General features: G+C 34.8%; 13 protein-coding genes. All 13 read right to left on the reverse strand.

Annotated elements, in window-relative coordinates; all coding sequences use genetic code 11:
- Window positions 1-200: 200 nt before the first annotated feature.
- The 13 genes from B0A81_RS04385 to B0A81_RS04445 all read right to left on the reverse strand — a co-directional run bounded on the left by B0A81_RS04385 (window position 201) and on the right by B0A81_RS04445 (window position 22,073).
- Complete coding sequence (locus B0A81_RS04385; protein WP_089056887.1) at window positions 201-1,823, reverse strand: GH35 family beta-galactosidase; 1,623 nt, start codon at window positions 1,821-1,823, stop codon at window positions 201-203.
- 140 nt (window positions 1,824-1,963) lie between these two features.
- Window positions 1,964-4,171, reverse strand: coding sequence for an endo-1,4-beta-xylanase (locus tag B0A81_RS04390; protein WP_089056888.1), 2,208 nt, complete (start codon window positions 4,169-4,171; stop codon window positions 1,964-1,966).
- 12 nt (window positions 4,172-4,183) lie between these two features.
- The gene (locus B0A81_RS04395; RefSeq protein ID WP_089056889.1) at window positions 4,184-5,554 is read right to left on the reverse strand and encodes a glycan-binding surface protein; all 1,371 of its coding nucleotides are present in this window, start codon (window positions 5,552-5,554) and stop codon (window positions 4,184-4,186) included.
- Between the two features lie 33 nt (window positions 5,555-5,587).
- Window positions 5,588-7,219 (reverse strand): RagB/SusD family nutrient uptake outer membrane protein, encoded by a 1,632-nt coding sequence (locus tag B0A81_RS04400; RefSeq protein ID WP_089056911.1) that lies wholly within the window; start codon window positions 7,217-7,219, stop codon window positions 5,588-5,590.
- Window positions 7,220-7,229: 10 nt separating this feature from the next.
- Window positions 7,230-10,397: a SusC/RagA family TonB-linked outer membrane protein gene (locus B0A81_RS04405; protein ID WP_089056890.1), complete on the reverse strand. Its 3,168-nt coding sequence runs from the start codon at window positions 10,395-10,397 to the stop codon at window positions 7,230-7,232.
- 575 nt (window positions 10,398-10,972) lie between these two features.
- Window positions 10,973-11,629, reverse strand: coding sequence for a fructose-6-phosphate aldolase (fsa, locus tag B0A81_RS04410; RefSeq protein WP_089056891.1), 657 nt, complete (start codon window positions 11,627-11,629; stop codon window positions 10,973-10,975).
- 526 nt (window positions 11,630-12,155) lie between these two features.
- A complete protein-coding gene (gene xylA / locus B0A81_RS04415; protein WP_089056892.1) occupies window positions 12,156-13,481 on the reverse strand; it encodes a xylose isomerase in 1,326 nt (441 codons plus the stop codon).
- 9 nt (window positions 13,482-13,490) lie between these two features.
- Window positions 13,491-14,972, reverse strand: a complete 1,482-nt coding sequence (locus tag B0A81_RS04420; RefSeq protein ID WP_089056893.1) for a xylulokinase — start codon at window positions 14,970-14,972, stop codon at window positions 13,491-13,493.
- Window positions 14,973-14,974: 2 nt separating this feature from the next.
- Window positions 14,975-15,982 (reverse strand): GntR family transcriptional regulator, encoded by a 1,008-nt coding sequence (locus B0A81_RS04425; protein WP_089056894.1) that lies wholly within the window; start codon window positions 15,980-15,982, stop codon window positions 14,975-14,977.
- 404 nt (window positions 15,983-16,386) lie between these two features.
- Complete coding sequence (locus B0A81_RS04430; RefSeq protein ID WP_089056895.1) at window positions 16,387-18,129, reverse strand: glycoside hydrolase family 43 protein; 1,743 nt, start codon at window positions 18,127-18,129, stop codon at window positions 16,387-16,389.
- 23 nt (window positions 18,130-18,152) lie between these two features.
- Window positions 18,153-19,187 carry a glycoside hydrolase family 43 protein gene (locus B0A81_RS04435; protein WP_089056896.1) on the reverse strand — a complete coding sequence of 345 codons (1,035 nt, stop codon included), beginning with the start codon at window positions 19,185-19,187 and terminating at the stop codon, window positions 18,153-18,155.
- Window positions 19,188-19,210: 23 nt separating this feature from the next.
- Entirely contained in the window at window positions 19,211-20,644 is a 1,434-nt protein-coding gene (locus tag B0A81_RS04440) for an MFS transporter (protein WP_089056897.1), read from the reverse strand.
- A 319-nt stretch (window positions 20,645-20,963) separates the two neighbouring features.
- Window positions 20,964-22,073: an endo-1,4-beta-xylanase gene (locus B0A81_RS04445; RefSeq protein ID WP_089056898.1), complete on the reverse strand. Its 1,110-nt coding sequence runs from the start codon at window positions 22,071-22,073 to the stop codon at window positions 20,964-20,966.
- Window positions 22,074-22,102 lie beyond the last annotated feature (29 nt).

The following is a 22,102-nucleotide window of genomic DNA, read 5'->3' on the forward strand; positions in this document are numbered from 1 at the left end:
TTATTAAAAATCCTTCTAATCCTTTTAATCAGTGGCTAAAGTTTTTCTCTTAGAGCTTACTGTGTTTTTGTTTACAATGAATTACACTTATTAATAATATTGTAGTGACACCAATTTTTTAATTAAAAAAAATAAAAATTAGTGACAATTCGTGACTCGAGCGACAGCGAATAGGCGAAGTAAATTCGCGGCTAAAAAAACTACTTATAAGTATATAATTTTATTTTTTGGATTTCGTAATCGCCGACTGAAATTCTCAAATGTCTGCCTTGATGGGTTTGATCTCCATTAAAATGTCTTATCGTTTTCCATTTTTCATCTTCAAATTTTCCTTGATCAGTTTTTAAAATTCCTGCATTTAAATTCTCTTTTAAAGATTTAAAAGTTACAACAATTCCTGAACCCGCAATATAAAATTCGTCTTTCGCAATTTCTATAATAATTGCGCTTGACATTGGCCAAGAATCTGCTTTTGCTCCATCAGACCAATTTAGGGTGTAATCGTGTTTGAATGTAAATTCATAATCTCCCAATTTAATAATCTGCGTATTATTTTCTTTGTCTAATAAAACACCGTCAATTTTTCCTTGTCCTTTATTGGCTTCAATCGTTGGAGTTAATTGCTGCACCAAATCATAAATTTTCCCAAGAGGCTCTTTTTTGGCATCTGCCACAGATTCTATAGAAAATGGCGAAAAACCAATTGCTTCATAATGTCCTATTGCATACAAACCTTTAAAAGGCGCCGTTTCATCAAACCGATGTTCAGGAATAAATAAAGGATCACCTTGACGTGTAAATAAATCATTCCACTGTTTAAAGGACGGATTATAAAAATCGGGCGCCAAAAAGTCAATCGAATTTCCCGCAGCTTTCCAAACATCCATAAGATGTGGAAGCGGTCCAGCACTCGGATATTGACCTGGCTTTTTTTCGGGTGCATTTAAAGCTGCGTTCACAAACATCGGAATTGGATAAATGTCTTTACCTGCTTTTGCAATTTGATTGGTAAATTTTGAAAAATACCAAGCCATAAAAATTTCATCTGTATGAAGTCCTTTTCCAAAAACTTCTTCCCAATTTCCTGAAGTTTTAAACCCCTTTTTTTTCCAAATTTCCAAAAACTCTGGAACCAGTTTTTCTTTGTTTTTTTGAAGATATTGCAGTAATTCTTTTGGAACTTCTTTTTTGAAAACTTCATTTGCCAGTGGATTATAATCGCGGGCAGTTGGCAGCATTCCGATTTCATTTTCGACTTGAATCATAATTACGGTTTGCTCTTTTTGATCCAATTCTCTAATGTGTGCCATCAATTTTTTGAACGCATTTAAATCGGCTTGAAGATTGTTTTCACTAAAAGGCGTCAAAATCTCATGACTGCGATTTTGATCATCTTTAACTCGCGGGTATTTTTTCTGATTTAATTTTACCCAAGCTGGAGCATGGCTTGACATGCTGTTTTTCCAAGATCCAAACCATAGAAATACAAGTTTTAAATTTTCTTTTCGTGCTCTAAGAATTAAATCATCAATTAACGAAAAATCAAATTTTCCCTCTTCTGGTTCTATAAGTTCCCAATAAACGGGTGTTAAAACTGTATTGAGATTCATATCAACCAATTTTGGCCAAATAGTTTCCATGCTTTCCATGCTCGTTGCAGAGGAATTTCCTAATTCACCTCCGCGTATTAAGAATGGTTTTTGGTTTACAATTAATTGTGTTTTGTTTCCTTTTTTCTGAAGGCTGGGTATATTTTGACAAAATCCAAAATGCACCAATAATAATGCAATTAAAAGAATTCTGTTTTTTAAGAAAAATGCCATTCTATTTATTTTAAGATTGAAAGCTATTCCATTTAAATTTGCTTCTGTAAAATAATAAGCTGTAAAAGTTAAGAAATAAATAATCCATAATATAAACCCTTTTACAGCTTTATACTATGGATTATCACCAATTCAAATATTTAAGGTTTTACTAACTCACCCGAAAATCCTAAACTTACATCTTTTCCTGCAAGACCATCTGCAGTGCCTTTGTATGCATGTTTACGAACATAATTAGCATCCCAAAGGTTTGGAGATTCATTTGGAAGCCAATATTCATGTTCTTTTGAATTATCAGAAACTCCCCAAATAGTGATTCCATATTGCTGTGCTGCCGGAATGTGTTTTTTGTACATATCGATAACAAATTGGTACATTTCAGCTTGTGAGGCTTGCTGTACAACAGTTGGTGTAGCAGTTCCTAATCTAATATCCAACTCAGATATTTTAATCAATTTTCCAGTAGCTGCTAATTTCTGGAACATCTGAACAATTTTATCTTTGTCTGTTGTTAGACTAATATGCATCTGAGTTCCGATTCCGTCAACCGCAGCACCTTTACTTTCAATATACTTCACGTATTCGATCAATCCATCACATTTATCTAATCTTGATTCTAGATTATAATCATTAATGAAAAGTTTATCTGTTGCATTTCCATATTGACGTGCTAGTTTGAATGCTGTAACGGCATAATCTTTTCCTAGGTATTTTACCCAAGAAAAATAATCTGTTGCTGTATCGCCTTCTGTTCCATTTCTTAATGTTCCATCTTCCTTAACCGGCTCATTTACTACATCCCAAGAAAAAACTCCAGTTTTATAATGTGTCATCATTTTAGAAATCCAATCCGTCATAGCATCGCCAATGATCTTGGCTTTCTCTGCATCTGTTTTTTCAATTGTTATTGGAGCTGTCACACCTCCGCCTGACGATGAACCGTCTGTTACGGTAACATTATCGATATAATACGTTCCTGCTAATAAACCTAAATCTAAGCTTAATCCTGTTTCTCCTCCTTTGGCTGTAATTTTCCATTCAATTAATTTCCAAGTCGTAGAAGTTGTTTGGTCTCCCTGATAATTTGCTAAACTTCCTGGCATTGTTGAACATCTCATTGAACCAGGTGCTTCCGAACGAATCATAAAGGATGTTGTATAACTTTTACCTGCTGTTAAAGGAGTAGTAAATAATGTTTGAATTTGTGTTTTATATTGCAGCCCTGGATTATCAGTTGCATTAATAACTTTCATCGCACCGCTTCCTTCATAAGCATTAGCAGCAGGCGCAAGACTCAATGCGTTATCAGCTCCATTCGCTTTACTCCAGCCTGTGATACCTGAATTGAATGTTCCGTTAGAAACTAAATTTACAACTCCTGTAGGAGCATCAAGATCCACAACAGCAATAGTATTTACATCTATTAAATAGGTAACATTTGGCAGGTATCCTAAATCTAAATTAAACTGAAATGTTGTGCTTCCTGCTTTAAAATCGCCGGGAGCTACTTTAATTTTAACTTGCTGCCATGCAGATGTGGTTGCAAAAGCCTCTACCCAAGATCCGCCGGTATTATACCAATCTTTATACGGATACATATTTGTTAATGAACCATTGAATGAAATACGTCCTTTACCGGCAATATCTGATTTTATATAAAATGAAATTTCATAATTATGCCCTGTAACGATTGGAACATTTGGAGATGTTAATTGTAGATGATGTGCTGCTGACGAAGTTGCACTTGCTTCTAGTTTTATCGCTTGTGACGAGCTTGTTAAACCCGAATTTGCTACAATTGAAATTCCTTTTCCTGGATTATTTCTTAACCAATTTGCAAAAGTGCCGCTTTTTAAACCGACTACATCCAAAATATTAGTTCCGCTTGAACCTGGAATTACTGTTGGTGCAATAATGCTGTTCAGATAACTTGCATTTTGATTGGAATGCCAAACTAAAGTATGACCAAAAACTTTTAGTCCTGCACTTTTTGTGGCTGCAATAAAAGCATCGATATTAGTAAAATTAATTTCTCCTTTTGCATTTACCATTGCGCCGTGTTTCATCTCGTAACCTGGCGTAACTTCATCAAAATTTTCATTTACAATTTTTCTATATGCGGCGTCACTCATGTACAAACTCACGCCAATTCCGTTACCTAACGAAAAGTCCGAATAGTTTTTTAAAGGTTCGTAACGGCTGATTTTTTCTACTAAAGCTAACGGAAGCTCAGCTCCTGTTACTTCTCCATGTTCTGGGTCTTTTCCCCACTCCATCATATTATCATCGCATGATGACAAAATCATTAATGATGAAGCAATTATTGGTAGGATATATTTATATTTCATTTTGCAGTTTTGTTAGTTAAAATCATTGTAAACTGGTGTGTCTAATGGTACAATTCTCCAATTATCAGTATATACTTTTACTGAAGTTGCTTTTGAAGGAAATTCTACTTCGCTCGTATTTCCTAAAACATCTTTCATTTTTACATCTGCATTTTCGAACCAAATACCAAAGTTTTGATACGTTGCAGCTTCTCGATAAGCCAAAACAGCTTCGAAAGTAAAAGGTTCTTTAGACCATTGATAAAATTTATTTAATGGAATGGTAATAGTTGTCCATCCAGCAGTTTGAAAAGCAACTGATTTTCCATCAATAAGCCAAGGAATATAATTGTAAACTCCGCCAGACCATGTTCCTGCATTAAAATTATTGATTGTACATATTTTTAAGTAACCTGAATCTTTCCATGCGTCTGGTACATAAATATCAAATTGAAATGCAACTTTATCAAGCGGTGTACTAGCTGGAATAAAAGGAGTTAACTGTGCTCTCCAGTTATCAACACCAGTTCCTCCTGTCCATGTTTCTGTTGCTCTGCCTGTTGCTGGAGCAATTGAAGCTAGACGAGCTGGGCGATGCGGTACGTATTTTCCTTGCGAAAGATTTCCTGCGCCTATCGAAGCTGATTCTATATCGGTTCCTAAAATCATACCAGTGGCAGGAGGTGTGCCCCAAAAACTGTGCTGTCCTCTTCCGTCAAAATCTAAAATAACACCTCTTTTACAGTTAAAATATGCTGGAGAATAAACTCCGCCATTTGAAGTTTGAACAAATAGTGATCCTCCTAAATCTGAGATTCCACTTGGAACTTTAACGGTAAATAATTCGCCATCTTCTGTTGATGTAATTCCTGTTGTTACCTCAACATTTCCAGGAAAAACTACTTTACTTACTTCGGTTAAACCGGTTCCTATAACTGTTATGGTTTCACCTGCATTTGGCATTGTGTTAGAAATATTAGTTATAGCAGGTTTACCAGAACGAATTTCAAATTTAAAAGTGGTTTCGTTAGAATCATTTGCAAAACGAATTGTATTTCTCACGGATGGATCTGCGTCTAAAATTGGTGTATCAGCCGAAACGCTTACAAGCATCGAATTGTTAGATACAAAAACCACATTAAAGTAGGTAGAATATCCGTTGATGTATACTTTCTTAAGTCCCTCAAATCCTGAACCTTCAATACGCAGCAACTGTCCTAAACGGGCAAAACTAACTTCTCGATCCGGCACTGTTGAATTGACATCTTCTAAAAATACTTTTGAAATTGTGATCGCACCGCCTTGTGAATCATTGTTATCACAAGAGGTAAACAGCATGCCGAAAACCATCATTGTAAGAAGTGCGATGGGCGCCCAATACTTTTTATTTAAAATATATTTCATATTACTATTTCTTTAATTTTTTATTTCTGAATACTAGAATAAGTCTTTAATTTTCTCTTCTGTAAACTGATACGGAACAGGATTTTCTCTCAATAACGGATTCTGAACTAACTCAGATTCTGGGTAAGGAAGTGTAAAAATTGTTGCATCAATTACACCAATAGCTCTTGGACTAGTACTTTTTGAAGCGTCAACTGTAACTTTATTAGTTGCCGTGTCATACAAAATTGGAGTAATTACACCTCTGTTTTGTGCTGTAACATAATTGATTACTTCTTGTTGTTTGTAGTAAGCTCTGCGAACTAAATCGTACCAATATTGTCCTTCCATACACAATTCAACGCGTCTTTCATGAATAATATCAGCATAAGTTAATGTTGTTTTTGAATCTAAACCTGCACGCGTACGAAGTCTGTTTACTCCCATAAGAGCGGCGGCATCTGCGGTTGAAGCGTTATTTCCTAAAGAAGCTTCCGCGTAGTTCAAATAAACTTCTGCCAAACGCAGCATATAAGTATTTAAAGCTGAATTCATACGGGTAATTTTAGAATTGTCCTTTGTAGAACCTACAACTCCTTTTTTTATGGTAAGGAAATCATTTCCGTGATCAACCGTGTAACCTCCATTTGCTTTGTTGATTTCGGCATAATGATCTTTGTTACCCATAAAAGTTGCTTTACGACGAAGATCTTTTGATTCATATTCTTGTAATACATTGTAAGAAGCTCTTGTCCAATATCCCCATGCAGCATCGTCGCCCGTAATATCAGATCCCAAGGCAAAATAAGCCTGCTGTGTATTGTTTACACCATAATCTCCATTTGGCACCCATTGCAAAGCAAACATTGATTCTGTATTGTTGTTATTGTCAACCATAAATAAATCTTCATAATTTGCCATCAAACTATAAGGACCAGAACTAATAACTTTTTCAGCAGCTTTTTTTGCTAAATCAAGATATGCTTGATTGCGAGTGCCGCTGTTTGGATTATCACTAACTCCTGAAAACGATAAGTAAACACGAGACAGCATTCCGAATGCACTGTATTTTGTTAAACGTCCTGCCTGACCTGCAGTTTCTGGAAGATATTTAGCTGCAAACTCTAAATCACGCATCGAAAACTCGTAAACATCTTTCATTGAATTTTTGTTTACAATTGGATTTTTCACCAATTCTCTGGGATCTGTAGAGATAATTACATCTCCCCATAACGAAGCCAAATACCAGTATGCTGTTCCTCTCATAAAACGAGCTTCGGCAATATATTTATTTTTAACAGCATTACTAAGTGAACTTCCAGAAATTCCGATAATCACATTATTAGATTGTTGAACTACATTGTACAACGATGCCCAAGCCGAAACCAATGGTCCTGTTAATCCAGTTTCTGTTAAATCTGTAAATGGATAAACGTAATCTGAAAAAGGAGCATACATATTTGCCGCACGTCCATCGCCTAAACCATAATAAAATTTGTCATTAAAATCGAACCATACTTTGTTGTATAAAGGTCCTGTTGCAGCCTGAAAATCAGACTCTGTTTTATAAAAATTCTCTTTAGTAATTACATCATTTGGTTCAACGTCTAAAATGTCGCTGCAACTCGTCCAAACAAATGGCAATGCAATAATTAAAGCCGTGTAAAATATTTTCTTTGTTTTCATTGTGCAGTTTTTAGAAATTAACATTTATTCCAAGAGTAGTTGTTACCGGCGAAGGATAACGTCCGTTATCGATGCCATTTAAAAGTTGGTTTTGGTTTATTGCACCAACTTCTGGGTCATATCCTTTATACTTTGTAAAAGTCAAAACATTCTGCATATTTGAATATACTTTGATGTTTGAAATTCCATATTTAGAATATAAACTCTTAGGCAGATTATAGCCTAATGAAATGTTTTTAAGTCTAACATAAGATCCGTCTTCCACAAATCTATTACTCAAGCGATAGTTAGAAGCCGAAGATGCTGATGAAGCTCCAATTCTTGGCATATATGGATCTCCGCCTACAATTTGTACATTACGGTAATCGTTTGGCCCAGTTGGATCAATTAATTCTAATTGCGCATATCCTAAAGCTGTTTTCAATAAATTGGTATTCTCACGAGGATTTTCTAACCAGCGTCTTTGGTAATTCAAAACATCATTTCCGTAAGATCCTGTAAACATTATACTCACGTCAAATCCTTTAAACGAGAAGCTGTTGGTAAATCCGAAAGTAAAATCTGGATTAGGATTTCCAATGTAACCAGCATCTTTCTCATTGATTACTCCATCTTTGTTTACATCTTCAAACATATAGTCACCAATCCAAACTCCGTTTTCTCCAATCTGCATTCCTTCTGGAAGCGCTGTTGGTTTTACAGTTCCGCTTGCATCTTTATAATAAAAATCAGTTGCTTTTTCAAAACGTCCAATAACTTTATATCCGTAAAATTGTCCCAATGTCTGCCCTACTGCACTGCGAGTAACCACAGTTACATCAGAACCTTGCTGTAAAGTCTGATCGTAAACTCCAGATTCTGAATTCAATTTCAAGACTTTAAATCTATTCATCGAGATATTGAAATTTGATTTCCAAAGAAAATCTTCTCGCTGCATATTTATTGTGTTTATTGTAAACTCAATACCTTTATTTTCTAGTGATCCAATATTAGCATATGGAGGTGCTGTAGATCCTTGCCCTGTTGTACCTACATAAGCTGGAAGTGATAATCTTAATAATAAATCATCTGTCTTCTTGTAATAAACATCGGCTGTAACTTCGATTCTGTTATTGAAAAGTCCAAGATCTAAACCAATGTTAGTTTGATTTGTTTTTTCCCATTTTAAATCTGGATTAGCTGTATTTGTTGCAATTTGACCACTTCCCCAATTTGTTGCAGATGTACCATATACAGATGTGTAAGCATTATTAGGTACAGTTGAATTACCTGTAACTCCCCATCCTGCGCGTAATTTCAAATTATTAATCGTTTGATTCTCTTTTAAAAATCCTTCACTTGATATTTTCCATGCTAAACCTGCTGCCGGAAACCAATCCCATTTGTTCTCTTCTGCAAATTGTGAAGATCCATCTCTTCTAATAGTTCCTGTTATAAAATATCTATCATCAAATGAATACGCTGCTCTTGCAAAATAAGAACTTAGCGATCTTGTAGAACTTGCGTTTGAGTTTCTTGCTGTTGTTGGGTCACCTGCATTTAAATCTGTAGCTCCGTTTGTTAAATATCCTGAGCGATATCCATAAAGATTTTCCCAGTTTTGTTCCTGTAATTCTTGACCTAACATCGAGTTAATACTGTGTTTTCCGAATACTTTATTATAAGTCAATAAATTATTCCAAATCCAGTTTTCGCTTGTAGATTTTGTTCTGCTTCCTTCTCTCACCTCATTAGATAATGCTCCAAAAGTATAAGATGGATTGAAAGTGTAGTTATTTCCAAAACCGTAATCCAGCGAATATTGTGTTTTGAATTTTAAATCTTTTGTGAAACTAATTTCCGCATAAGCGTTTCCTCTAATTCCGTAGTTTTTAGCATGATTATCTTTAAGCAAAGCAATTCCTAATGGATTTGTTTGAACAAATTCTGTCGTATCTGGCCCATCAAAAGTACCATCGGCATTACGTGCAGCAACATTTGGAGTTTGTTTCAACGCAGTTAGAATTACCGAATCATCATTTACTGTTGTAACCTGATTAGTTTTGTAAACATTCATATTCACTCCAACTTTCATCCATTTCTTTACCTGAGAATCAATTACTCCACGAAGTGTCATACGATCAAAAGAAGAACCAATTATAGTCCCTTCCTGATCAAAATAAGACATTCCTAATGCATAAGTAGTGTTATCAGAACCGCCCGAAGCAGATAAATTATAATTTTGAATTAAAGCTGTTTGAAATAATTCGTCCTGCCAGTTTGTTCCCTCTCCCAACAAATCAGGTCTGATGAAAGCATTATCTCGCTGTACAATTCCTAAATCTGCACGAGTATTTTTAAGAGTACCATATTCTCTAAGATTTAATACTTGTAATTCTTTTGGCATTTGCTGCCATCCTACATAACTGTCAAAGTTTAATGTCAAATCTCCTTTTCTACCTGTTTTGGTAGTTACCATGATCACACCATTTGCAGCTCTTGAACCATAAATTGCTGTTGCAGAAGCATCTTTCAAAATATCAATCGAAGCAATATCATTCGGATTAATTCCTGCAAGCGGATTTGAATTTAAAGATCCTGTGTTTCCATCTATTATTACACCATCTATTACATAAATAGGCTCATTTGAACCTGTAATAGAACTTATCCCACGAATACGTACCGAAGAACTTCCTCCCGGCGTACCACTATTTTGTTGAATTTGCACCCCTGCAGCACGACCTTGTAAAACCTGATCGATTGTTGTTGCAACAGATTGACTAATTGCAGTACTGCTGACTGTCGAAACTGCACCCGTTAAATCTGCTCTTTTTACAGTTCCATATCCAACAACAACAACTTCTTTCAAGTCATTTAAATTCTCTTCCAGTAAAGCATCAATTTTAGTTTTATTATTTACCGAAACTTCATGTGTTTTATATCCTATGAAGCTAAAGACCAAAATACTATTTGCAGGAACAGATTGAAGTGTGTACGTTCCATCAAAATTAGAAACGGTACTTGTCTTTGTTCCTTTCACAATAATATTCACACCTGGTATTGGTCCATTACTATCAGATACGGTACCCGATACAGTAATTTGCGCATTTACTGCAGCAGAAAATACCAGCATCAGGATCAAGAATCCCAAATTCTTAAAGTATTTTGATCTGCTTTTAGTAATTAAAAAGTTAGTCATAAATAATTGGTTTAATAAGTTAATAGTATGGTTTAGTTAGTTTTTCTTTTTTATTGACTTACTAAGATTTTCCTTTTTAAAATTCAGACAAATAATAGCTTATAGTCAAAACAAATATATGCAAAAAACAACAACACACAATCGGTTGCGTTAATTTTTTTTCTCAATTTCAAAAAAATACCATTAAAAAAAAACGTTTTAAACACAAATAATCAAAAAAAATGAAATAATTCTCAAAAACAGACTTAATCACAACGAAAACGTTAGAGATAATAAATTGTTTAGATCAAAATCTTAAAAAAAGTATAAAATGTTAAATTTATATATTTTTTTTAAACGGACTAAAACATCGCAGTATTCTATTGAAAATCATACTAAACCAAATCCTCAACAATCCCTTGTAAAATAAGACGTGGAGAACATTACAAACTGCACATCAAACAATTAACCTCTAAACAATATATTTCTTACAAAAGACAAAACAGAAACAATCGGTTGCTTTTATTTTACAAAAAACTCCCCTCAGAATAACTGGAGGGGAGTCTAAAAAATAGTAGAAAACGGCTTTTATTACATTACAGATTCATTTTTTTAGCATCTTCAACAAATTGTTTCAATCCAATATCTGTAAGTGGATGTTTCAATAATCCTTTAATTGCTGATAATGGTCCGGTCATAACATCTGACCCCACTTTGGCACAATTTACAATATGCATTGTATGCCTTACCGAAGCCGAAAGAATTTGTGTTTGATAATTATAATTATCATAGATTTCTCTGATTTCTTCAATTAAATGCATTCCATCAGTCGAAACATCATCTAATCTTCCAAGAAAAGGGGAAACATATGTCGCTCCTGCTTTCGCCGCCAATAAAGCTTGCCCTGCAGAAAATACAAGCGTTACATTGGTTTTAATTCCTTTAGAAGAAAAGTATTTACAAGCTTTTATGCCATCGCCAATCATTGGCAATTTAACTACTATCTGCGGATGTAAAGCTGCCAATTCCTCCCCTTCTCTGATCATTCCATCAAAATCGGTTGAGATTACCTCAGCAGAAACATCTCCGTCAACAATATTACAAATGTTTAAATAGTGCTTTAATATATTTTCTTTTCCTGTAATTCCTTCTTTTGCCATTAAAGACGGATTGGTGGTTACGCCGTCTAAAACGCCTAAAGCTTGTGCCTCTTCAATATCCTGAAGATTAGCAGTATCAATAAAAAATTTCATAAGTTTTTTTGGTTTAAGGTTGGTTATAATCTAGTTTCAATAGTATTTAATGTGAAGTATAATCGCATAGTTGTCATTACGATCCCGAGGCTTCGGGATCGTAATGACAAAACTGTACATAGTTCTTTGTCTAAGTAAGTAGTAGAGACGCACAGCACTGCGTTTAACATCCAGCGAGAAAAAAAATGTGCATTTCGATCGATTCTACTCTTCAAAAAACCTTCAATAAAAAATAACTCACTTATTATTTTATCAAACTGACTTTTCATCCATTTCAATTTTCAAAAAAATAGTAACTAAACCTTCAATCTATTTTTCTTAAATCTCAATGCCAAAAAAAGCCATAATCTTAATACACATTTTCAAAGCTTTTATCTAAAATCATTTTTAAAACACTTTTAACTACTTACGGCTATCATGTTTAAAAATTTAACTTGTTTTAGAAATTTTCTCTCACTAAATATTTTTTTGTAGAAACCTAACAGGTTTTAAAACCTGTTAGGTTTGATATTGAAATCTAAACCAATTAAATATATTGGTTAATGATGTTTTCGAACAATTCTTGTTTACCGCTTTGAAGATTTAATTCTCCATTTTCGTGAGCGATAGTGTAAAGATCTTTTAGGTTTAATTTTCCATCAGCAAAATCTTTCCCCTTTCCAGAATCGAAAGAACTGTATCTTTCTGTTCTTAATTTTTCGTAAGGAGAAGAAGTGATGATTTTATCTGCAGTCAATAAAGCTCTTGCAAAAGTATCAGCGCCGCCAATGTGCGCTAAGAAAACATCTTCTAAATCTGTAGAGTTTCTTCTGATTTTTGCATCAAAGTTCACTCCACCACCTTGCAATCCGCCGGCTTTTAAGAAAACTAACATCGCTTCTGTAGTTTCTTGAATGTTATTTGGAAACTGATCTGTATCCCAGCCATTTTGATAATCACCTCTGTTAGCATCAATACTTCCTAACATTCCTGCTTTTGCAGCAACTTCTAATTCATGTTGAAAAGTATGCTGCGCCAATGTAGCGTGATTTACCTCAATATTAATTTTGAAATCTTTATCTAAACCATATTCTTTCAAGAATCCAATTGCTGTTGCAGAGTCAAAATCGTATTGGTGTTTTGACGGCTCCATTGGTTTTGGCTCAATAAAGAAAGTTCCTTTAAAACCTTGCGCTCTTGCATAATCTCTAGACAATGTTAAGAATTGCGCCATGTGATCTAATTCTCTTCCCATATCTGTGTTCAATAAAGACATATAACCTTCTCTACCGCCCCAGAAAACATAATTTTCTCCACCTAAAGCAATCGTTGCATCAAGCGCTAATTTTACTTGTCCTCCCGCTCTTGCTACTACATTAAAATCTGGATTTGTAGCCGCTCCGTTCATAAATCTTGGGTTTGAGAAACAGTTTGAAGTTCCCCAAAGTAATTTAATTCCAGACTCCGCTTTTTTCTGTTTTAAGTAATCCGTAATAAAAGCCAAACGTTTTTCTGATTCTGCAAAAGTTGCTCCTTCTGCAATCAAATCGTAATCGTGGAAACAGAAATAATCAAATCCCATTTTACTGATAAATTCAAAAGCTGCATCCGCTTTATCTTTTGCCGCTTGATAAGGATCTGAAGACTGATCCCAAGCAAATTGCTGTGTTCCTGGTCCGAATGGATCGCTTCCTTGTCCACAGAAAGTATGCCAATACGCGATCGCAAATTTAAAGTGCTCACGCATTGTTTTTCCAGCTACAACTTGATCTGGATTATAATATTTAAATGCCAGCGGATTATCAGATTCCTTTCCTTCAAATTTAATTTGACCAATACCTTTGTAATATTCTTTATCTCCTAAAACTATCATTTTATCTTTTTATTTAGTTGTTAATATTAATTCTAATTCTTGTTTCCATTTTTTATAAGCCGTTTCGTAAGGCTCTTTGTTGTGCAGCGGTAAAAACGTCATTACATGATCGTTGTCGCTGACATTAGCTCCAAATTTGCTGTAATCACCATCTTTTAAACCAACTGCTCTTGCTGCTCCGACTGCGCCGGTTGTATTGTAAATTTCAATTTCGTGACCAATTAAAGTCGCCACTGTATTTGAGAAAATCTCTGAGCGGAAAAGGTTATCATTACCAGCTCTAATCACATTAATTGTTGTATTATCATCTTTCAAGCATTCCATTCCGTACACAAACGAAAAAGCAATTCCTTCTAAAGAAGCTCTAAATAAATGCGCGCTGTTATGAATATTTAAGTTAAGGTTTAAGAAATGAGTTCCGATGTTTTTATTGTTGAACATACGCTCAGCACCATTTCCAAACGGAATCACAACAACGCCTTCTGATCCTACCTCAACATTCGACGCCTTTTCATTCATCGCTTCATAACTTTCGTTACCCATATTATTGCGAAGCCATCTGTACTGAATTCCTGCGCCATTAATATTTAAAAGTTTACCCACTCTTGGCGTTTCCAATTCGTAGTTTACGTGAACGAAATTATTTACTCGAGTGCTTTTTCCTGATGACATTTCGCTTACCGCATAAAATACTCCCGAAGTCCCGCCCGTAGCTGCCACTTCGCCCGGATTCAAAACATTTAATGACAAAGCATTATTTGGCTGATCACCTGCTCTATAAACAATCGGAATTCCTGCTGGAAGTCCAGTTTCTTTTGAAGCTTGTTGGGTAACAACTTCCTGATTCGTAAAATTTTCAACTATTTTTGGCGTCAAAGATTGCTCGATTCCGTAGTAATCTAAAAGCCAATCTGCAACCTTATTTTCTTTATAATCCCAAAGCATTCCTTCAGACAAACCATTTTTAGTCGTCGTTACTTCGCCTGTTAATTTCAAAGCGATGTAATCTCCCGGAAGCATATATTTATCAATTTTGTTGTAAACTTGAGGCTCGTTTTCTTTTACCCATTTTAGTTTCGAAGCCGTGAAATTCCCTGGTGAATTCAGTAAATGCTCCATACATTTTTGTTCTCCAATTTCGGCAAAAGCCTTGTTTCCAATTTCAACCGCGCGGCTGTCACACCAAATAATAGAATTTCGAAGTGCATTTCCTGCCTTATCAACAACCACCAATCCGTGCATTTGGTACGAAATACCAATTCCTTGAATTTTTGACGCATCGATATTAGCTTCACGAATGACTCTTTTAGTCGCCGTACAAATGTGCTGCCACCAAATCTCAGGATCTTGTTCTGCCCAATCTGGGTGAATCGACAAGATTTCCATTTCGTTCTGCGGTTCATTCAAAACGATTACTTTTTTACCCGTTTCTGCTTCTACCAAGGCTGCCTTGACAGAAGAACTTCCAATATCATATCCAATATAATACATACTTACAATGATTCTCTTATTATTAATTTTGTCGGCACATAACACTGAATATCCTCTTCATGCGTAATAAATGCCGCTGCTTTGGTTCCTATTTCTTTAAAATCAGTTGACACAACCGAAATTCCTTTGTATATAAATTTCTTCATTGGCGTTTCGTTATACGACAAAAAACCAACGTCTTTTCCCGGCTCAAAATCTTTCTCTTTGCACTGTTCTAAAAAGTGCCCCAAAATCCTGTCGCTTACACTGATATAAGCAATTCCTTTTTCGATATTGAACTTTTTAGGATCCGTAATAATCTCATATTGAAAATTAAAATCAGTACAGATTTTCTTAAAAAACTCAACCGTTTCATACGGATGATTCGTGAAATCCGGATATACAAATTCTATTTTTTTATACTTTCTAAACAAATCAACAGCTTCAATTAAAGCGTCATAAAAAGCTTTTCCAAAATCCTGAAAAACATAATTATTCGTTTTATCGCCCTGAATATTCCAGTCAATCAAAAGCAATTTATCACTTGAAATCGCCGACAACGTTGGAGCAATATCATTGTGATCAAAATTCATCACCACATATTTGTAATACTTCCCAATTCCGTTATTGATGATCGTTTTAAAAACATCAATATTATAATGATGAAACTGCACATCAATAATCACATTATCAGGCAGATTATTTACAACCGAATGATACAAAACCTCTTTATATGCTTTAAAAGTATCTAAAACCAAAAGCACTTTTCTCGTCTCGCCTGAAACGTAATAACCTTTGTTCGGCACAGAATCGATCGTTTTTTGATCCTTTAAAATCGTATACGCTTTAAAAACCGTATCTCTCGATAACTGATTCGTTTTACAAATACTATTTACCGAAGGAAGTAAATCTCCCTTTTGTAAAATATTCTCTGCAATCGCATTATTAATTCCGTTCACCAACTGTTGGTACTTCGGAATATCACTATCGTGATTAATTATAAACTCAAATTTTTCTTCTTCTTTTAGCATACCGTTCTGTTCCGTTCTGTTATGCTAAAATAGGCAATTTCTTTTTATAAAAAATTATTTTTTACATGAATTATGTTATTTTTTAAAAGCTGTTTATTGTATTAGTTTGGGCATGTCCCGCCGAAAAAGCGGGTCAGGCTTTCCGCTTCAATCTTTTGTTTCATTTCATTGCACAAAAGGATTTCCACTTCAATCCCTCATGCAAAACGTTTTCAAAAGAACATTTCCGTGATATTTGTCATTTCAATTTAGCTCTAGAAGAGCGTAATATTTATAGAAAATTCCAATTCCCACAGATTAAAAGCTCCAACGGAGCGACACACTTGCCACAAATAATATACCGCCCCGCTGGAGCTTTTAATCTCTGGAAATATATCTCCTATAAATATGCCGTCCCTCTGGGACTATTTCTCAAAATGTTCACTCGACGCATACATCGCTAAATACGTTCCCACAAATCCGCCTGCTTCTTTTGTGCTCAAAATTGATCCATCGACATCTTTACTTAATAAAACCCAATCTGCATTTTGAGCTGTTTTATAATAAAAACTATACAATCTTCCGTTTCCTTCAATTTTTACAAACAATGTTTTATCAGAATCTGAAAGCTCTTTTTTCGAAATAATCTCTGATTTTCCGCTATTGATTTTCTCTGCTGTTCTTTCAACAAAAACTTCTTCTTTTCCGTTTGAATTTAGACGCTTTCCAATTAAAAAATAATGTTTTTCATTTTGAAAAGCTGTTAAACCAGCTGTTTGTAAAATATCTCTCGGACTAAACTCCAATTTAATAGAAGCTTGAAATTTTAAATGCTGCTGTCTTCTTCCAATAAAAGAAAAATTAGTTTCGGTATGAATCGATTCTTTTCTCGGTTTAATTAATAATTTTCCATTCGTTAATTCATACCATTTTTCAGAAGGAGTTCTTATCAAATTCCATTTCAAACTCAATTCATTCGAATCAAAATTATCATGCCAAATAAAATTCCCATTATTGGGTTCTATTTTTTCTTTTGAAAGAGGCAAATTCGGACGTTTATTTTTCATCGGAATTGGTTCGTTTCCGCCTTTAATTTCCGGCCAGCCATTCTTCCATTCAACAGGCATCATAAAAGTTTCTCTTCCCGTATTGTATAAATCTCCTTCATAAGGTCGACATCCTAAAAATACAGACCACCATTCGCCATTTGGAAGTTCTACAAAATCAGCATGACCTGTAGTCGAAATTAAGTTTTTACGATTTGGATCTAAATGCAACTGCGTTAAAATAGGGTTCGAAGCATAACTTTCATAAGGTCCATAAACGTTCTTGCTTCTAAAAACAACTTCTGAGTGATTAAAACCTGTTCCGCCTTGAGCGCAGATCATATAATAAAATCCGTCTTTTTTAAGTACATGCGGACCTTCAATCCAAACGGGCTTTTTAGCCATATCGGTTCCGCCGTTAATAACCAATTTGGGAGCTGTTGTGGTTTTTTGTTTTTCCAAATCGTATTCGAGCATATAAATGGCACGATGTCCATCATGAAGCGAAACATTATTTGGCGGAGGTCCGTTATGCGTAATGTATACTTTCCCATCTTCATCAAAGAAAATATCTGGATCGATTCCGTTAACTTCAGGGAGCACAATTGGATTTGACCAAGGGCCAGTCGGATTTTTAGCTGTAACAATAAAATTACCTACTCCGCTCACATTGGTGCAAATGACATAAAAAATGCCTTTATGATATCGAATAGTTGGTGCGTACATTCCGCCCGATAATCGGGAATTTCCAAAATCAGCCTGTTCACGACGGTTTATAATATTCCCTATTTGTTTCCAATTAACCAAGTCAGTACTTTCAAAAATGGGCAATCCTGGAAAATAGCAAAAAGAGGAATTTACTAAATAAAACTTGTCCTCAACCCTGCAGATTGTAGGATCTGCATAAAATCCAGCCAAAATCGGATTTAGATATTCACTTTCAGACTTAGATAAGTTAATATAAGCATCATCATTTCCTCGGTAATCAAACCAATCAAAAACGGCGTAATCAGAATACACAACCGATTGTGATTTTTGTGAAATTTTTTTACACGAAGAAAAAGCACTCATTAAAATGACTGCGCTTACTAATTTAATATCTAATCTTTTTGTTCTAAACATCTCTTTTTATTGATAACTAAGGTTTAATCCTGTAATCCTCTTATTCCATAAGGATTGATCGTTACGATTGAACCATCCTCGAGATAATCGATTTTGGTTACTTTCATACTTCTTAAATGCGTTACGCCTTTTGATAAACTTGAATCATGATAAAATAAATACCATTCACCTTCTACTTCACAAATAGAATGATGCGAAGTCCATCCTACAACTGGATTCAAAATTCTTCCCTGATATATGAACGGTCCATATGGATTGTCGCCAATCGCATAACAAATAAAATGGGTGTCTCCTGTTGAGTAAGAGAAATAGTATTTTCCGTTGTATTTATGAACCCATGAAGCTTCAAAAAAACGACGATCATTATCGCCTGCTAAAATTTCATTTCCGCTTTCATCGAGAATTTTAATCTCTTTTGGTTCTTCAGCAAACTCCAGCATATCATCACGAAGCAAAGCCACAATTGGACCTAAAGCAGACTCTTTTCCAGAAGGTTCTTCATTATCTTGATCGTATTTATTATTTCGGTATTTCTGCAGTTGACCGCCCCAGATTCCTCCAAAATAAATATAATGTTTCCCATCTACGTCTTCAAAAACTGCAGGATCAATGCTGTAACTTCCTTTTATCGCATCTGGTTCTGACTTAAAAGGTCCAGAGGGAGAATCACTGATTGCTACTCCAATTTGGAAAATTCCGTTGGCACGTTTTGCTGGAAAATACAAATAATATTTTCCATTTTTATGTGCTGCATCTGGCGCCCACATTTGCTTTTCGGCCCAGGCAACATCATCAACATGCAGTGCAACACCATTATCTACGGCTTTGGATGAAATGCTGTCCATCGAAAAAACGTGATAATCTTCCATTCCAAAATGATCGCCGTTATCGTTAAAAGGAATTCCTGCATCTATATCGTGCGACGGATAAATATAAATCTTCCCATTGAATACATGTGCCGACGGATCGGCCGTGTAAATGTGAGAAACTAAAGGCTTTGAAATCGCCAGTTCATTAATTTCCTCGAAATTAATTTGTTCAATGCTATCTTCAGGCATAGTGCTATCTTTATTTTAAATAATTAAGTTCTTCTTTCTTTTAACTCAGTTTCAATCTGTACTTCCATTTGTTTATTGATTTTATAGAAAAACAGTAATCCGGCTCCAATTAAAAATGGAATTGCAGGAAAAATGCTGACCAATAATTTGATTCCGTTAATCGCAGATTCAGTTTGTACGGCAGAATTTGGCACATAATGAAAATATCCTAAAAACAATGTTGTTAAAGCACCGCCAATACTTAATCCCGCTTTTAAACCTACCATCATAGCAGAGAAAATAATAGCTGTCGCACGGCGATTGTTCAACCATTCTGAATAGTCAGCAACATCAGCAATCATCGCCCAAAGAATCGGGATTGTGATTCCGTAGAAAAATCCGTGTAAAATTTGAGAGAAAAATATCAAACGAATTGATGCTGGCGGAAAGAAATAAAAAGCGATAATAAACAACGTTGAAATGAATAAAAACAATCCGAATACATTTCGTTTTCCATATTTATCCGCCAGGTTTTTAGATAACGTAATTCCGATAATCATAAAAATTATTCCACCGGCATTAAACAATCCAAATCCAGCTGAAACGGGATCATTACCAAAATGATTCAATCCAATATTGGACAAAGTATCTAAAATAGGCTGAATAAAAACTGCTAATTGTTCTTTATCTACATAGTTTTCAAAATAATACACATACGAACCGCCTTTCATTGCCAGCGTAATAAAAACCAAAGTGGTAAGCGAAAGCATAATTATCCACGGTCTATTTTTAACTAAATCGCTTAAATCTTCTTTTACACTTGATTTCTGTTCTGGTTTTGGAATAATCCTTTCTTTTGTTGTCAAAAAAGTGATTAACAACATAATAGTTCCAATAATCGCCAAAACTGTCATTACTTTTTCGATACCAATTGCTTTGTCTCCGTTTCCAGCACTTTTTATAATTCCCAGCATGAAAACCTGAACAAAAAACTGGGCAAACATAACCGCCACAAAACGATAGGACGACATGCTGTTTCTCTCGGACATATCACCTGTAATTACGCCGCTTAAAGCGGAATACGGCAGATTATTTCCTGCATAAAAAAGCAATAGCAAAGTATAGGTTACAACAGCATAAATTACTTTTCCTTTATAAGCGAAATCTGGAGTTGAAAATGCCAATAATGCCACTACTCCAAGCGGAATTGCGGTTGCTAGAATCCAAGGTCTGAATTTTCCCCATTTGGTACTCGTTCTATCTGCTAAAACTCCAATTATCGGATTAAAGATAAAGGCGGCAACTAAACCAACAACTAACATAATAATAGAGGAATCTGTTGGCGATAATCCGTAAATATCTGTGTAGAAATATGCCAAATACGTCATCAAAGTTTGAAAAACTAAATTGGCTGCCAAGTCTCCTAAGCTGTATCCAATTTTTTCTTTGATGGATAATTTTTGTGAAATGTTATTCATTTTGTGGTTTGTGGTTAGTTAGTTTCGTTAAATCCTAAAATTAAGAATTTTTGTTTTTTTGTCATTTCGAGGAAGGAGAAATCACACTCGGGATTCAACAAAGATTGGCGACATACTTTGCGGAGCTTCTAGTGTTATTTCTCTCCCGAAGCCACGAGATCGAAATGACAACATTGCGTTGAATTTTACTCAAAACAATCGGTTGTGTAAAATTATACAAAAAAACATATTGTGCAAATTTAGTTTGCTTTATTTCAAGAATATTTTTAAAAACAACCGATTGTTAATATTATTTCAATTGAATGCTGTTTTTGAACTGTTATTCTTCAATTTTCTTCAACTTTAAAATACTGTCGTAAGCTTGTTTATGTTTCAAAGCTGTATCAAATGGAAGCGGATAATTGGTTCTTCCTTTTATCGGCCAATCATTTAGCCAAGATTGTCCATCATAAACTCCCCAAAAAGTAACTCTGCTAATTTTGTCTTTATGTTTTAGAAACAGTTTAAAAATTGATGCATAACGCTCTGCTAACTGCGTTTGAACTGAATCTGGTAATTTTTCAGGATATGGATTCATTTTGGCACTTCCTTCAAATTTCTGATTTATATCGGCTCCTTTTAAATCCCACGGATTTGGCAAAACGGTAATATCCAATTCTGTAAAAGCGACTTTAATTCCTAAAGCCGAATATTCTAAAATACTTTTTTCGATTTCTTCTAATGACGGACTTTGCAATCTCCAATGCCCCTGAATACCAACGCCGTCAACTTTTCCTCCTGCAGCTTTTATTTTTTTGATCAGAGCAATTGCTCCCGCTCTTTTTGCAGGCTCTTCGATATTATAATCATTGTAATATAACTCCGCTTTTGGATCGGCTTTTTCAGCGAGTTTGAAAGCATCAACTAAATATTTTTCGCCAAGCGTTTTCAAAAAAACAGACGGTCTCAAAGTTCCATCTTCATTCAATGCTTCATTTACGACATCCCAAGAATTGATTCTGCCTTTGTATTTCGAAACAATCGTTGTAATATGATCTTTCATAAACGCTTTCATTTCAGTGCTATCCGCAATTTTTTCCATCCATGGCGCTAATTGACTGTGCCATATCAAAGTATGTCCATGAATGAACATTTTATTCTTTTCGCCGTAAGCCACAAATTTGTCTGATAAGGTAAAATCATATTTATCTTTTTGCGGATGCGTATACATCGATTTCATTATATTTTCTGCGGTAATCGCATTAAATTCTTTTGTTATCAACGAATCGACTTTTTTGTCTTTTTCTTCAATTTGATCCACACTTAAAGCCGTACCAATATAAAAATCGTTTTTATAGGCATCTTTTAATGAAGTCGTTTCTTTCTGCGACGTACAACTCAAGGCCAGCATAGTCGTGACGGCAACTAAATAAGGTTTAATAAATTTCATATATTTTTGGTTTAATAGTTAATCATTTC

Source organism: Flavobacterium plurextorum (assembly GCF_002217395.1).
Lineage (GTDB): Bacteria > Bacteroidota > Bacteroidia > Flavobacteriales > Flavobacteriaceae > Flavobacterium > Flavobacterium plurextorum.

Bases quoted from the DNA above. Each gene is read 5' to 3' on its own strand.
- B0A81_RS04405 (WP_089056890.1), bottom strand. From the start codon at position 10,397: ATGACTAACTTTTTAATTACTAAAAGCAGATCAAAATACTTTAAGAAT.
- B0A81_RS04420 (WP_089056893.1), bottom strand. From the start codon at position 14,972: ATGTATTATATTGGATATGATATTGGAAGTTCTTCTGTCAAGGCAGCC.
- B0A81_RS04395 (WP_089056889.1), bottom strand. From the start codon at position 5,554: ATGAAATATATTTTAAATAAAAAGTATTGGGCGCCCATCGCACTTCTT.
- B0A81_RS04440 (WP_089056897.1), bottom strand. From the start codon at position 20,644: ATGAATAACATTTCACAAAAATTATCCATCAAAGAAAAAATTGGATAC.
- B0A81_RS04390 (WP_089056888.1), bottom strand. From the start codon at position 4,171: ATGAAATATAAATATATCCTACCAATAATTGCTTCATCATTAATGATT.
- xylA (WP_089056892.1), bottom strand. From the start codon at position 13,481: ATGATAGTTTTAGGAGATAAAGAATATTACAAAGGTATTGGTCAAATT.
- B0A81_RS04425 (WP_089056894.1), bottom strand. From the start codon at position 15,982: ATGCTAAAAGAAGAAGAAAAATTTGAGTTTATAATTAATCACGATAGT.
- B0A81_RS04445 (WP_089056898.1), bottom strand. From the start codon at position 22,073: ATGAAATTTATTAAACCTTATTTAGTTGCCGTCACGACTATGCTGGCC.
- B0A81_RS04435 (WP_089056896.1), bottom strand. From the start codon at position 19,187: ATGCCTGAAGATAGCATTGAACAAATTAATTTCGAGGAAATTAATGAA.
- fsa (WP_089056891.1), bottom strand. From the start codon at position 11,629: ATGAAATTTTTTATTGATACTGCTAATCTTCAGGATATTGAAGAGGCA.
- B0A81_RS04400 (WP_089056911.1), bottom strand. From the start codon at position 7,219: ATGAAAACAAAGAAAATATTTTACACGGCTTTAATTATTGCATTGCCA.
- B0A81_RS04430 (WP_089056895.1), bottom strand. From the start codon at position 18,129: ATGTTTAGAACAAAAAGATTAGATATTAAATTAGTAAGCGCAGTCATT.
- B0A81_RS04385 (WP_089056887.1), bottom strand. From the start codon at position 1,823: ATGGCATTTTTCTTAAAAAACAGAATTCTTTTAATTGCATTATTATTG.